At 43.5% G+C, this 13,339-nt stretch carries 15 protein-coding genes; 6 read left to right on the top strand and 9 right to left on the bottom strand.

The window, feature by feature from the left end:
* Positions 1-14: 14 nt before the first annotated feature.
* Entirely contained in the window at positions 15-533 is a 519-nt protein-coding gene (locus CXF70_RS02820) for a YjcG family protein (protein ID WP_084244763.1), read from the top strand.
* Positions 534-968, top strand: a complete 435-nt coding sequence (locus tag CXF70_RS02815; protein WP_101801453.1) for a GNAT family N-acetyltransferase — start codon at positions 534-536, stop codon at positions 966-968. It abuts the gene before it with no gap.
* Positions 969-1,033: 65 nt separating this feature from the next.
* Here CXF70_RS02815 and fabI read toward each other — a convergent pair whose 3' ends face one another.
* Positions 1,034-1,804, bottom strand: coding sequence for an enoyl-ACP reductase FabI (gene fabI / locus CXF70_RS02810; RefSeq protein WP_101801452.1), 771 nt, complete (start codon positions 1,802-1,804; stop codon positions 1,034-1,036).
* Between the two features lie 77 nt (positions 1,805-1,881).
* Positions 1,882-3,252 carry a magnesium transporter gene (gene mgtE, locus CXF70_RS02805; RefSeq protein WP_084244756.1) on the bottom strand — a complete coding sequence of 457 codons (1,371 nt, stop codon included), beginning with the start codon at positions 3,250-3,252 and terminating at the stop codon, positions 1,882-1,884.
* A 100-nt stretch (positions 3,253-3,352) separates the two neighbouring features.
* Between mgtE and prpE the strand changes: the two genes are divergently transcribed.
* Positions 3,353-4,090, top strand: a complete 738-nt coding sequence (gene prpE / locus CXF70_RS02800) for a bis(5'-nucleosyl)-tetraphosphatase PrpE (RefSeq protein ID WP_101801451.1) — start codon at positions 3,353-3,355, stop codon at positions 4,088-4,090.
* On the opposite strand, the gene CXF70_RS02795 is transcribed toward prpE, so the two are convergent.
* The 3 genes from CXF70_RS02795 to yjbM are packed head-to-tail and all read right to left on the bottom strand — an operon-like array spanning position 4,083 to position 6,438.
* Positions 4,083-4,961, bottom strand: a complete 879-nt coding sequence (locus CXF70_RS02795; protein ID WP_101801450.1) for an RluA family pseudouridine synthase — start codon at positions 4,959-4,961, stop codon at positions 4,083-4,085. The two genes, prpE and CXF70_RS02795, sit on opposite strands and share 8 nt — an antisense overlap.
* Positions 4,958-5,764 carry an NAD kinase gene (locus CXF70_RS02790; protein ID WP_101801449.1) on the bottom strand — a complete coding sequence of 269 codons (807 nt, stop codon included), beginning with the start codon at positions 5,762-5,764 and terminating at the stop codon, positions 4,958-4,960. The genes CXF70_RS02795 and CXF70_RS02790 overlap by 4 nt, the downstream gene beginning before the upstream one ends.
* Positions 5,761-6,438 (bottom strand): GTP diphosphokinase, encoded by a 678-nt coding sequence (yjbM, locus tag CXF70_RS02785; RefSeq protein WP_084244748.1) that lies wholly within the window; start codon positions 6,436-6,438, stop codon positions 5,761-5,763. Before yjbM ends, CXF70_RS02790 begins: the two co-directional genes overlap by 4 nt.
* 155 nt (positions 6,439-6,593) lie before the next feature.
* Here yjbM and CXF70_RS02780 point away from each other — a divergent pair, with 155 nt between their 5' ends.
* The 3 genes from CXF70_RS02780 to CXF70_RS02770 all read left to right on the top strand — a co-directional run bounded on the left by CXF70_RS02780 (position 6,594) and on the right by CXF70_RS02770 (position 8,493).
* On the top strand, positions 6,594-7,172 hold the full coding sequence (locus CXF70_RS02780; RefSeq protein WP_101801448.1) for a CYTH domain-containing protein: 579 nt from the start codon (positions 6,594-6,596) through the stop codon (positions 7,170-7,172).
* A 128-nt stretch (positions 7,173-7,300) separates the two neighbouring features.
* Positions 7,301-7,699 (top strand): globin domain-containing protein, encoded by a 399-nt coding sequence (locus CXF70_RS02775; RefSeq protein WP_084244744.1) that lies wholly within the window; start codon positions 7,301-7,303, stop codon positions 7,697-7,699.
* Complete coding sequence (locus tag CXF70_RS02770; RefSeq protein WP_101801447.1) at positions 7,696-8,493, top strand: ClpXP adapter SpxH family protein; 798 nt, start codon at positions 7,696-7,698, stop codon at positions 8,491-8,493. The genes CXF70_RS02775 and CXF70_RS02770 overlap by 4 nt, the downstream gene beginning before the upstream one ends.
* Positions 8,494-8,795: 302 nt before the next feature.
* Here the strand turns inward: CXF70_RS02770 and pepF are convergent, their stop codons facing one another.
* From pepF to spxA, 4 genes are all read right to left on the bottom strand, one after another.
* Positions 8,796-10,604: an oligoendopeptidase F gene (gene pepF / locus CXF70_RS02765; RefSeq protein ID WP_084244740.1), complete on the bottom strand. Its 1,809-nt coding sequence runs from the start codon at positions 10,602-10,604 to the stop codon at positions 8,796-8,798.
* A 60-nt stretch (positions 10,605-10,664) separates the two neighbouring features.
* Positions 10,665-11,753, bottom strand: a complete 1,089-nt coding sequence (locus CXF70_RS02760; RefSeq protein WP_101801446.1) for a competence protein CoiA — start codon at positions 11,751-11,753, stop codon at positions 10,665-10,667.
* Between the two features lie 146 nt (positions 11,754-11,899).
* Positions 11,900-12,559: an adaptor protein MecA gene (gene mecA / locus CXF70_RS02755; RefSeq protein ID WP_101801445.1), complete on the bottom strand. Its 660-nt coding sequence runs from the start codon at positions 12,557-12,559 to the stop codon at positions 11,900-11,902.
* A 257-nt stretch (positions 12,560-12,816) separates the two neighbouring features.
* Positions 12,817-13,212 (bottom strand): transcriptional regulator SpxA, encoded by a 396-nt coding sequence (spxA, locus tag CXF70_RS02750; RefSeq protein ID WP_008429739.1) that lies wholly within the window; start codon positions 13,210-13,212, stop codon positions 12,817-12,819.
* Positions 13,213-13,339 lie beyond the last annotated feature (127 nt).

Raw genomic sequence — 13,339 nt, 5'->3', positions numbered from 1 at the left:
GAGGAGGCATATTTATGAAATATGGTGTTGCAGCATTTCCGTCAAAACAATTACAGGACATCGCCAATTCTTACCGCAAACGGTATGATCCCCACTATGAGTTGATCACCCCTCATATCACATTGAAGGAACCGTTTGAAGCGGACGGCACAGAAATTAAAAAAGTTGCAGAAGAAATGGCGAAAATCGCCAAACGCCAAAAGCCTTTCAAATTGCATGCAACCCGCGTAAGTTCTTTTTCGCCGGTCACAAACACACTTTATTTCAAAGTTGAACCAAATCAAGACCTGCTCGCTTTGCATGAAGACCTGCATTCCGATTTCTTTGGAGGCATGCCGCATTATTCATTCGTGCCGCACATCACCATTGCCCAAAAACTGTCTGATTCCGAGCATTCGGACATCTTCGGACAGCTGAAAATGGCAGGCATCGACCATGAGGAAACAATCGACCGATTCCATCTCCTATACAAACTTGAAGACGGGTCGTGGACAGTCTACGACACATTCAGATTGACTGGAGATGAAGAGTAATTGCAGAAAGTCAAAATAGCTGAAACCGAACTGGAAAAAGAACAGGCTTTCGAGATCCGCCGCAAGGTTTTCGTGGATGAGCAGCAAGTGCCTCTGCATATCGAAATGGACGAATATGACGACGAAGCGACACATTTTGTCGGCTACAATCTCCAACAGCCGATTGCAGCTGGACGCATCCGCGAAATCGAAAGCGGCATCGGTAAAGTTGAGCGGGTATCAGTATTACCGGAATTCCGTGGACAGCATGTCGGTGTCCTGATGATGGAAGCGATGGAAAAATACGCCCGCTCCGCTGGAATGTCTAGCCTGAAACTCAACTCGCAATCTTATGCCATCCCTTTTTATGAAAAATTGAGTTACACCGTGACTTCTCCGGAATTCCTCGACGCAGGAATCCCGCACAGAACAATGGAAAAGAATCTTCACGCATAAAAAATCCAGCCCTCTATTAATAGAGAGGCTGGATTTTTTTGTAGCATTGGACTCAATGAAAAATTTTAAAGAACATGATACCCGCTATCCACGTGGATCGTTTCACCTGTAATCCCCCGGGACATGTCACTGAACAGGAATACAGCTGTATCGCCCACTTCTTCCGGTGTTGTATTGCGATGAAGCGGCGATTTCTCTTCGATTTCATGAAGAATCGAATTGAAATCGCTGACGCCTTTGGACGACAACGTACGGATCGGTCCGGAAGAAATGGCATTTACACGAATTCCCTGTTTACCAAGATCTGCAGCCAAGTAGCGTACTGACATTTCCAATGCGGCTTTAGCGACACCCATGACATTGTAATTCGGCAATACCCGTTCACCGCCGATATAAGTCAGCGCAACGATGCTGCCGCCTTCAGCCATCAACGGTTTGGCATATTTGGAGATGATGGTAAGTGAATAGGAACTGATATTTTGTGCAAGTAAGTAGCCTTCCCTTGACGTTTCAGAAAAATCACCAGCAAGCTCTTCCGTTTTAGCGAAAGCGATGCAATGGGCTAGGCCATCAATTTTACCGGCTTGCTCTTTGATAGCACTGAAACATCTTTCAACATCTTCATCACTTGTAACATCACATGGCAAGATGATTTCATGCTTCCCTTCAAGTGTTGCAACCAGATCGCGGACTGATTTCTCAAACCGCTCCCCTGCATATGTAAAAATCAAATTAGCACCCGATTGGTCAAGCGATCGGGCGATACCCCAAGCGATACTGCGTTTGTTGGCCACTCCCATGATGACGAAAGTTTTGCCTTTCAATGATATGGACATTGTCATTCCTCCTGAACTCGTTTATTACCTGGTACTAATATTACATCATAAAAAAGAAAAGTGCAATTTACACTTTTCTAAAGGTTGCTCAGGAATGTGGTCGCCAATCCCAAATAAATCAAAATGGAAATAATGTCGTTCAACGTGGTTATAAATGGCCCAGATGCGACAGCCGGGTCAATATTCAAACGATGGATCAATAACGGGATGAACGAGCCTGCGAGTGTAGCGACAAAAATGGACCCCGCCACGGCTGTTCCGACCAGCAGTCCGATCAGCAGCTCGCCTTTCCAGAAATAGACCAGCCCTACGACTACCACGCCACAAACCAGTCCGGTGATTAGACCCGTACCCGCTTCGCGGAAGAGCAGCTTCATCTTGCTTTCTTCTTCTATATCCCCTGTTGCAATGCCTCGGACAGCTACAGCCAGCGCTTGTGTACCGCTGTTTCCTGCCATACCGGCAATCAATGGTATAAATACTGCCAAAAGCGCAACTTGATCCAGGGTTGACTCAAACATCCCCATCAAATTTGCGGTCAGCATCCCTAAAAATGTTAAAAGGATCAGCCAAGGCAGCCGCTTTTTAGCAGCACTGAAAGGCCCTCTGTCGAAATTATCCATATCCGAGACAGCCGCCAGTTTGGAGTAATCGTCTGAAGCTTCTTCATCAAGGACGTCGATAATGTCATCGACAGTGATGATGCCGAGCAGGTGGTCCTGAAAATCCACAACAGGCATTGCCAGGAAATCATAATCCTTGATCATGCGGGCAACTTCTTCCTGATCCTCTCCGACAGATACGCTGACCACCCGTTCATTCATGATGGATTCGATCAGTGTATCTTCTTCAGCAATGATCAAATCCCGCAATGTGACAATTCCGGCAAGCCGTTTTCCTTCATCTATAACAAAAACGTAATAGATCGTTTCCGCGTTCGGTGCGGCATTCCGCAAGATATTCATTGCAGACCGCACAGTGGAGTTTTTGGGGATGGCAACAAATTCGGTCGTCATGATGGAGCCGGCTGTGTACTCTTCATAATGAAGAAGATCTTTAATTTCCCTCGCCGAATCTTTAGGCATGATGGTCAGGTAGCTTGCCACCTGGTTTTTATTGAGATTATTCAATACGTCTACCGCATCATCCCGGTACATGAAGGACAGCAGATCTGCAGCATACATGGAATTCATTTCTTTGAAGAGATTTTCGTATTCGTCGTCATCCAGTTCAATCGCTTCGAATATATCCGCCATTTCCTTAGGAGAGAGATACTCATACAGCTTTTGACGGATTTCAACCTCCGCCTTTTCATAAAATCCTGCCTGGTCATAAGGATGGTGGGACAGGAATTCTTCCCTGAATTTCTCCAAATCCCCTTCTTCCATCAATTGCATCAGCATTTCTTCATTCAACTCTTCGTCACGCACTGTTTTTTCTTCCAGCATCATGGCTCCCTCCTTTCGAATTTGCGACTCTCCGCTTTAGTAGTCTATACGTTACACTATAAGTATGTATAGTGTAATTTTCAGCAATGAGGTGTATTTTATGAAATTTGACATTATCGGTGATATCCACGGCTGCTATGATGAGCTGATGGATTTGCTTGAAAAGCTGGGATATCGGTTTGATGACGATATCCATATCCATCCCGATGGCAGGATGCCTGCATTTGTCGGGGATGCCATGGACAGAGGTCCTGATTCACTGAAGGTCATGGAATTGCTTTTTGCAAGACAGGACCGCGGCATTCTCCATTATTCCCCGGGCAACCATTGCAATAAACTCTACCGCTTCATGAAAGGAAATCAAGTCCAGCTGGCACACGGCCTTGAAATTACAATTGCGGATTGGCAGTCCATGCCAAAAAAAGAACAGCAGAATTTCCGCGAAAGATATATCAGGTTTTACGAAGAGCTGCCTCAATACCTGGTGTTGCGCGATGATTTGATCGTGGCGCATGCCGGATTGAAACAGGAAATGATCGGCGAACCCGTCAACAGGAAAATAGCGGTGTTTACGCTTTATGGAGACATAACAGGCAAATTCCATGCCGATGGCCGGCCGGTCCGGAGGGATTGGGCAAAATCCTATAAAGGCGGACCATGGATCGTCTATGGCCATACACCTACCGAGGAACCTTATCTTATAAATAAAACCGCCAATATCGATACAGGCTGTGTTTTCGGGGGTTCCTTGACTGCATTCCGTTTTCCTGAAAAGGAATTGGTGGCTGTCCCTTCCAGTCAGCCTTACCAGCCTGACCGCTTTCACCGCTTTATTTAATAAGTGACAGCATGTCTTCCCTGTTAGCCGATTTAAACTTGAGCGCCTCACCTGTTACCGGATGGATCATTTCCAGTTCCCGGCAATGAAGAGCCTGTCGGCTGATCAGTTCCCTGCTGCCACCGTATAAATCGTCGCCTACAAGCGGGTGATTGATATGAGCCAGATGCACCCGTATCTGGTGGGTGCGTCCCGTATTTAATTTGAGTTGGACATGGCTGAAATCCGAAAAAACTTTTAGCAACCGGACTTCAGTTTCCGCGAATTGGCCATCTGCCCGAACTTCCCTTTCAATAATACTGGAATTTTTCCGGCCGATCGGTGCTGTAATCGTAAACCGTTCATGGTCCACTCGACCATGAACCAGCGCTTCGTAACGTCTGGTCATCTTTTTTTCCTGCTGCTGAATCGACAGCATATGATGAATGTGGCGGTTTTTCGCAATGCATACGAGTCCACTGGTATCACGGTCCAATCTAGTTGCGATATGCAAAGTTGCCGGAATTTCATTTTCCTCAAAATGTTTCGCTACTATATTGGCCAGGCTGCCGGATGGGTGTTCACGGGAAGGGATCGTATTTTGCAATGGAGGTTTGTCTACAATCAGGAGAGAGTCGTCTTCAAAAACAATCTTTAAATCCCCTTTTTCTGCCTGAAGGCCTTTCCCCAGCTCTTCCAACGGAAAAACAACGGTCACAGCATCTCCTGGTTCCAGGGGATGCCTGACCGTCACTTCTTTGCCGTTTACTGTTATCTGTCCGCCTCCGTACTTTACAGAAGCCAGTGTCCGCTTTGAAATCCCCCAATTGTGCAAGGCTTCGCGAAGCAGCCCTTGTTGTCCGGCAACATATTTCAATTCGAACGGTTTCATCGGGCTTCCTCGCTGTCGATGAAGGAATCATGCACCCTTCTCCAGAACGGGAATGGACGGAAACGGGCAAATCTCACTTTTTGATCGGCTACTCTGTATTCAATCGAACGAACATCTTTATGAAGCAATTGCAGGTGATCGACTGTCACCATGAAATCCGGCGCTTTAACTGGACGGAGTGCGCAGCGATGATGCGATGGCAAAATCAGGGGAGAACCGACGGTACGGAAAACCCGATTATTGATTGACGCCATTTCAGTCAATTGCATCGCTTCCAGTGAGGGATGGATGATCGCGCCGCCAAGCGCTTTATTATACGCAGTGCTTCCTGATGGCGTCGACATGCACAGTCCGTCTCCCCGGAACCGTTCAAAATGGCTTTCGTTCAATAAGACATCCATGACCAGCGTTACGTCAGGTGATTTCACCGTCGATTCATTCATTGCCAGATATACGGCAGGTTCTTCTTTATTGCGGTAATGGATACTCGTTTCAAGCAGTGGATATTCAATGACTTCGTATTCTTTCTTAGCGATCGACAGCACCAATTTTTCAATTTCAATCGGTTTCCAGTCAGCATAAAAGCCTAAATGCCCCGTATGTATTCCGACAAAGGCCACCGAAGATAATTGGTCCGAGTATTTGTGGAAGGCATGCAGCATAGTACCGTCTCCACCTATTGAAAGAACGATATCAGGCTCCTCTTCGTTCCACTCCATACCGAAATCAGTCAGATAAGCACGTGCTTTGTCCATCAATTCATTCGATAAATCGTCACTTCTCGACATTATGAAATACTTCATCTCTTTGTTCTGCCTCCTTCTTGGCCATCTGGAAAGTGGGTTCTTGGCGAATCTTTGAATTCAGTGAAATATGCCTGCGCTTCCTGGATTTCGTCCCGGATCTGCGACATTTCCTCATCCAGCTGAAAAGCCGCTTCCGCCGCCCGCTGCAGACGCAGCTTTATTTCATCCGGAAAGACCCCTTTGTATTTATAGTTCAATGAATGCTCGATGGATGCCCAGAAATTCATCGCCAGCGTCCGGATCTGAATTTCTGCCAATATCCATATTTCCCCGTTGATAGTTTGAACAGGGTACTCGACAATCACGTGATATGATCTGTAGCCGCTTTGTTTCTCCCTGGAAATATAATCTTTCTCTTCTACGATGCGCAGGTCGTTTCGATTGCGAAGTAAATCGACAACTGTTTCAATATCACCGACAAATTGGCACATCATCCGAATTCCAGCTATATCCTGTAATTCACGTGCAAGTTCTTCTGACGGTTCAAAAGGCAACCCTTTTTCAAGCGATTTGTCATATATACTGGCTATCGGTTTGACCCGCCCCGTTACAAACTCGATCGGCGAGTTGATATTATCGGTTTCATATTGTCTGCGCATGCCTTTGAATTTTATCTTCAATTCATCGACTGCCTGTTTATAAGGCGCTAAAAATCGATCCCATTGTCCCATAGCCAGTCCCCCACTTCTGTCTCCGTTAACGTGCTGATTATTCTGTCAGTTTACTTAGGAATTTTTCATTATCTAGTGATATTTTAACACAGCACTGTCATTCGTTGCAGTTTGACTGGAATTATCCCATAATAAAATCAAGTGAGGTGCAGAAAATGACAAAAGAACTTGAGATTGAATTCAAGAATTTATTGACCCGTGAAGAATACATAAATTTATTGGAACGCTTCGGATATAAAGAACATGATGCCGTCACTCAAACCAATCATTATTTTGATACAACAGATTATATATTACGGAACCAAAAATCCGCCCTTCGCATACGGGAAAAAGGCCAGCAGATGGAGTGCACGTTAAAGACTCCGGCAGAAAATGGCTATTATGAAATTACGGACAAACTTAATCCGCCCCAGGCGAGAGATATAATTGAAAACCGCGGATTTGCTGCATCGGAAGTTAAAGAAGCACTGGCAGAAATGGATGTATTCCCTGAAAACCTTATCAGACTTGGAAGTCTAACGACCCATCGCATCGAATTTCCCTACAAGAAAGGACTGCTGGTGCTCGATCACTCTGAATACCACGGTACAGAAGATTTTGAACTCGAGTATGAAGTGGAGGATTATGATACCGGCAAGCAGATTTTCAAAGACCTATTGGACGGTGCCGGCATACCCGCCAGAAGCACCGATAAGAAAATCGCCCGTTTCATGAGTTCCGCAAAAAAACGTTAAAAGAACTTAAAATTATTCAATAAAAACATTCTCCAGACATAATTTGTAAATCGAATAAGCGATTTATTTGAGATATTCCTATTCCGTTGTTAGAATGAATTTACAGCTACAGCAAGGGAGACATAATGATGACTGGAAAACCTATACTTCCGTACGATGAAATCGGCGCGGAAAGACTGTCTCAATTAGTGGACGCATTCTATGCCCGCGTTGCTATGCATCCAAAGCTAAAGCCTATATTTCCTGATGATTTAACAGAAACCGCCAGAAAACAGAAACAGTTTATGACACAATATCTTGGCGGGCCAAATATATATTCGGAAGAGCATGGACATCCCAGACTAAAAGCTAGACACAATCCTTTTCCAATAACACCTGAGCGTGCCCAGGCATGGCTCGAATGTATGAGTGAAGCGATGGATGAAATCGGATTGACCGGGAAATTCCGTGAAACCTTCTATAATCGGCTGGTCTTGACTGCTCACCATATGGTCAATGAACCGGACAGTGAGGAGGAAATGGTTTGAATAACCTGGACTTGGCAAAAGAGATCTATGACAACCCGAACCCTGTAAAGCCTATGGAACTGTATGTTTTCTTAGATCCTCTCAATTCGGAATGCTGGGAACTCCAATCCGTGATGAGGAAGCTCCAGATCGAATATGGCCATTATTTTTCAATGCGTGTAGTTCTGAGCACAAAATTATTCAGCTTGAACAGCCATCAAAAAACGTCTTCTATTGCTACAGACAGCCTAGCTCATCCTGTTCTGGCATCTGTGGCCGTCAAAGCGGCGGAATTGCAGGGAAAACGCGCAGGCAATCAATTCCTGCACAAGCTGCAGGAACAGCTTTTTCTAAAAACCAAAGACGTCTCTTCCTATCAGGTGCTTCTTGAAATCGCCGAAGATGCTAATCTCGATCAGGAGGAATTCAAAAAAGACTTCCATTCCGTCCATACTGCAAAAGCTTTCCAATGCGATTTGCAGATTACCAGAGAGATGGAAATCACTGAGGTCCCAAGCATTGTATTCTTCAATGAATGCATTGAAGATGAGGGATTGAAAATTTCAGGATTGCATTCATATGATACTTATATCACGATCCTTCAGGAGATGCTCGGCACTGACACACTGAACAGACAGGGGCCGCCACCACTTGAACAGCTTTTCACAAAATATACTACGATAGCGACAAGAGAAATCGCTTCGATCTATAATATTTCTGCAGAGACTGCAGAACGGGAAATGAAAAAACAGATGCTTCAGCAGAAAGTTGAACGCATCTGCCTTCCCGACGAAACTCTTTGGAAAATAAAATAAGCACGGCGCCTCATAGGCGCCGTGCTTATTTTTGTCCAAAAGAAAAACGCCTGCCACGTCCGGCAGGCGTTTCTCATTACACAAAGGGGATGGGAGAAATGTTCACGCTCAAACAAAGGGGTGTATGTTTGTATGTGATTTATTTCACAACCTAACTTTATCACGGAATAATTGTTTATGCAATAATTCACAAGCAAATTCACAAATTTGTCATATTGGTAAGCAGAACGAGAAATTTTTAATTATATTAATATACTTAAAAAATAAAGAACCCCTTGATTTGGGGCTCCTTTTTAGCCAAACTATTTTTTCAGCAATAATTTTTCCAGTTCAATCAGTTTTTCTTCAAACACTTTACATGCTTCTTCTACCGGAGATGACGACGTCATGTCGACGCCCGCTTTTTTGAGAACTTCAATCGGGTAATCCGAACTTCCCGCTTTCAGGAATTCATTGATAAAACGATCGACAGCCGGCTGCCCTTCTTCAAGGATGCCTTTGCTTAATGCTGTCGCGGCACTAAACCCAGTGGCATATTGGAAAACGTAGTAATTATAGTAGAAATGAGGGATTCTCGCCCATTCCATACCGATTTCTTCGTCCACTGCCACATCTTCACCAAAGTATTTTTTATTCAGCTCATAGTAGACTTCCGTCAGACGGTCAGCTGTCAAGGCTTCGCCTTCCTGATCCATCTTATGGATAGTATGTTCAAATTCCGCAAACATCGTCTGGCGGAATACAGTGCCACGGAAACCATCAAGCCAGTGGTTCAGAAGGTAGATGCGTTCCTGGTCATCATCAGTGGCTTTCACCATGTACTCATTCAGCAATGCTTCGTTTGTAGTGGAAGCAACTTCAGCGACGAAAATGGAATAATCGCCATAGACATAAGGCTGGGACGCGCGAGTATAATGGCTGTGCACACTGTGGCCGAATTCATGCGCCAAAGTGAACAGATTATCGACGTTATCCTGCCAGTTCATCAGGATATACGGATTTGTTCCATACGCACCAGAAGAATATGCGCCGCTCCGCTTGCCTTTGTTCTCCAGAACGTCCACCCATCTGTTCTTGATGCCTTCCGCTACAATTCCTGTATATTCCTCACCAAGTGCGGACAAACCCTTCAGCATGATGTCTGTCGCTTTTTCATAAGGAATTTCCATCTTCACTTCTTTAACAAGCGGCGTGTGCATATCCCACATGTGCACTTTATCGATGCCAAGGACTTCTTTGCGCAGAGCCGCATAGCGATGCAATAAATGGAGATTATTATTTACAGTTTCCACAAGATTGTCATATACACTCTCTGGAATATGATCGTCCGATAAAGCGGCATGTCTTGCCGAATCGTATTTGCGTACTCGGGCATTTACGTTATCGCGTTTCACTGTGCCAGCTAATGTCGAGGCAAAAGTATTAAGGAATTTGCCGTAAGTAGCGTATACGGCTCTGAATGCATCTTCCCGGACGCGCCGGTCTTTACTTTCAAGGAATCGGATATAATTGCCGTGTGTAATCTGAACTGTTTCACCGTTTTCATCTTTTATCTCGGGAAATTCCAGATCCGCGTTATTCAGCATACCGAATGTTTCCGAAGAAGCGCTGACAACTTCAGATAATTGGGCAAGCAATGATTCCTGCTCTGCCGGCAAAACATGCGGACGCATCGAGTTCAATTCTTCCAGCGCATGCCGATAAAGTTTAAGCCCTTCGTGTTCTTCCACAAATTTATTTAAAACATCTTCATCAAGCTCTAAAATTTCAGGCGTCAAAAATGATAAGCCCGCAGAAATTTTTGCGTATAAAGCTTTGATCCGGCTATCCATCGCCTGATATTTCGAATTGGTCGTGTCCTGATCGTAACGCATATGGGAATATGTATACAATCTTCTCAAACGTTCGGACAATTCATCTTTATAAGTCAAAACTTCGAATAGGGATTCAGCTCCCTCTTTCAATTTCCCTTCATATGAACCTGCTTTTTCAGCTAAGGAAGCTACTTCTTTAAACTCACTTTCCCAAGACTCATCTGTCGAAAATATATCTTCCAGTTTCCACGTCAGTTCAACCGGTACTTCTTCACGTTTCAGTATTTTATTGGCCATTTTATTTCCTCCTTTGTCCTTCTCTTTCGGGAGTCGAACTACATCTTATTTTCTCAATTTTCATACGCTTTTGCAATAGATATCATATAACACGTCCCTTTGCTTGGCCGACATCCATTCTCCAGCTTCCATTTCATCCAGAAAATCTGCATAGTCTTTTAAAACCCTTAATGCCTTATCTGTATCTTGCTGCTTCTGTAATTTTATTTTGCCGGAAGAAAGCAGGTTTTCATAGGAGATGCCAAGGCGCTTAGCCCGAGCCAGCTGCAATTGCCATATAACAGCATTCCCTGCCACACTTTCGGCTCCTCTGATCGGTACACCGATTATTTGCGGCAGATTCCGCATATCCAGCCCCAGTTCATAGCAGAGAATCCAGAAAGGGTTCTGATATCTTTTCTTAGCGAAAAACTGTGACCTGATGAAATCATTCCTGGCTTTCAAAAACACCGCACAAACAGAGTCAAAATCATTTCTCGATATTAGCCTAGGCATCGCAAAAGGATAGCTTTGCAGGTCCATAGATATTGACGCCACTTTTCCTATCCATCTGCTGCCACTGATATGGAAGAGATTAGAATAGTATTGGAATTGTTTCATTGCAGGATTCAGGAGCAGTAAATAGCTCAGATGATCTTGACGAAGAATCATTTCCCTCTGATATTCCTTAATATTCAAAATCTGAATTTTGTTCTCACGGGATTCTTTTATCCCGACTATCCAGGTGAAATGAAGACCAAGCCGGGAATAAGCTGCAGATCGCCTGACAACATCAGTTGAAGCGATGGGACTGCACTGAAATTCAATGACTGATTTCCGCTCGACAAGTACATCAGCCCTTTGTCGAATTTCCGGTAAATAAGTTTCCAGTTCAGCTGATATTCTTTTATCTGCAAAGAATTGATGTAAAAGCATTTTTCCCTGGAGATGCAGTGAAGATTCCGGCTCTCCATTGCCACATAAAGCTGTTGATTTATGGGCAAAATGCGGGATTTTGATTTCCCCGATTTTCAGAAGAACTTTACTGCCGCAATCAGGGCAAAAGAACTGATGAACTGCCTTTAAACCTATCAATTCTTTAGCGCTGTAAGGATTAGTCAAATAAATTAGGTTTCCTGCCTCAGTCCTGGCGACTAATATTTCTTCCACTCTCCTTTTTCTATATTATAGAAGGAAGGCTGGATTTAAACAATTTTAATTTTCAGTTTTTTAACTTTTCATTTTACCCAAATAAAAAGACCTGTAAGAATAAGCTGAGCTTAAACTTTCAGGTCTTCTTACAATAGATTTAATATTTAGCCAAAATAATGAAGCACGTTTGATAATGCATCTTTATTGAATATTTCCTTGCCGTATTCTTCCAGACGATGGATCGTCACAGGAGAACCTTGAAGATATTCTGTAAATACACTCACATGGTCTTTAATATCGTCATCTGAGTGCAGGATTTCATCAAAGCTGACATGAAGGAAGTACTTCCCTTCAAAATGATAGAGCGCTGTTTCGATTGGTACATATTGTAACCGGCGTGACAATGGAAGCAATTCTTCCACTTCGGATACAACAAAACTGTATTTGAGGTTTTTAGTGTCCGGCTCATTGAAAACAGGTTCAAACTCATCAAATTCAGTAGCAGCCGCTGCTTCATCACTTGAGAACATTTTGCGGCGTTCTTCTATATCATCCGGCATATCAAGTTTTTGGCCGTCTTTAGTAAGTTGGGCACGCGTTACTGTAACTTCCAGTCCTTTGTCCATTGCCTGGACTTGAATCCATAGAGGACCTTCCATAACAAAATCAGCTTCTTCATTGACCTCATCCATCATTTCCCAGAAAAGCTCTTCACTTTTATCTCTGTTGAACCATATTTCGTCACGGCTGAACCCACGTTCTTCAACGTCGAGATAGGAAATGTAAAATTTGACTGTATTATCATTAATGCGTTCTATTTCCATTTTACACCTCTCCTTTCGAATTGGACCAAGAGGATCTTCCTCATAAGCCGTGCGGTGTTGCTTTACTTATTATATCGCGTTTTTAACTATATGAGAAAGTTAATGCCTGTATTCATAAGTCCGGCGACGGATAATTAGTTAAGAGTTTATGCTAATTAGCAAGGAAATGCAAGATTTATAACTGAAATAAATATAGAAAAGCTGTCCAAAGATCCATTATGAATTGACATAAAGGCCGGACAGCTTTTAGCTTATTTTCAGTTCACCATTCGTTGAGCTTCAAGCAATTGATACGCTCTCACTTTACGAGGAAGGAACCGGCGGATTTCATCTTCGTTATAACCGACTTGCAGTCTTTTTTCATCCATGATGATCGGCCGGCGCAATAGGCCAGGGTGTTCTTGGATTAGCTCATATAATCTCTGAAGAGGCAGACTTTCAACATCTACGTTCAATTTTTGGAAAATCTTCGAACGAGTTGAAATAATTTCGTCAGTGCCATCTTCAGTCATGCGTAAAATTTCTTTTATTTCACTGATTGTAAGAGGTTCAGAAAATATATTGCGTTCTGTATATGGAATATCATGCTCTTCCAACCATGCTTTTGCTTTACGGCAAGATGTACAACTTGGGGAAGTAAATAGCGTTACCATCATAATTGAACACTTCCTTTCGGATTCGGGGAATTCATTTCTATTAATTACTAAATTAGAATGAATATAATTTAATAGCTTTACATTCATTATACAATATCAGGCTTCAATTGAATATAGAAATCGC

The organism is Planomicrobium sp. MB-3u-38, assembly GCF_002836425.1.
Taxonomy (GTDB): Bacteria; Bacillota; Bacilli; order Bacillales_A; family Planococcaceae; genus Planococcus; species Planococcus okeanokoites.
The sequence above is the reverse complement of the archived record's forward strand: the minus strand, read 5'-3'. Positions and strand labels throughout refer to the sequence as shown.

Coding starts and splice junctions, on each gene's coding strand:
- prpE (WP_101801451.1), top strand. CDS start 3,353: ATGAAATTTGACATTATCGGTGATATCCACGGCTGCTATGATGAGCTG.
- yjbM (WP_084244748.1), bottom strand. CDS start 6,438: ATGGGACAATGGGATCGATTTTTAGCGCCTTATAAACAGGCAGTCGAT.
- fabI (WP_101801452.1), bottom strand. CDS start 1,804: ATGTCCATATCATTGAAAGGCAAAACTTTCGTCATCATGGGAGTGGCC.
- spxA (WP_008429739.1), bottom strand. CDS start 13,212: ATGGTAACGCTATTTACTTCCCCAAGTTGTACATCTTGCCGTAAAGCA.
- CXF70_RS02780 (WP_101801448.1), top strand. CDS start 6,594: ATGACAAAAGAACTTGAGATTGAATTCAAGAATTTATTGACCCGTGAA.
- CXF70_RS02775 (WP_084244744.1), top strand. CDS start 7,301: ATGACTGGAAAACCTATACTTCCGTACGATGAAATCGGCGCGGAAAGA.
- pepF (WP_084244740.1), bottom strand. CDS start 10,604: ATGGCCAATAAAATACTGAAACGTGAAGAAGTACCGGTTGAACTGACG.
- mgtE (WP_084244756.1), bottom strand. CDS start 3,252: ATGCTGGAAGAAAAAACAGTGCGTGACGAAGAGTTGAATGAAGAAATG.
- CXF70_RS02790 (WP_101801449.1), bottom strand. CDS start 5,764: ATGAAGTATTTCATAATGTCGAGAAGTGACGATTTATCGAATGAATTG.
- mecA (WP_101801445.1), bottom strand. CDS start 12,559: ATGGAAATAGAACGCATTAATGATAATACAGTCAAATTTTACATTTCC.
- CXF70_RS02795 (WP_101801450.1), bottom strand. CDS start 4,961: ATGAAACCGTTCGAATTGAAATATGTTGCCGGACAACAAGGGCTGCTT.
- CXF70_RS02820 (WP_084244763.1), top strand. CDS start 15: ATGAAATATGGTGTTGCAGCATTTCCGTCAAAACAATTACAGGACATC.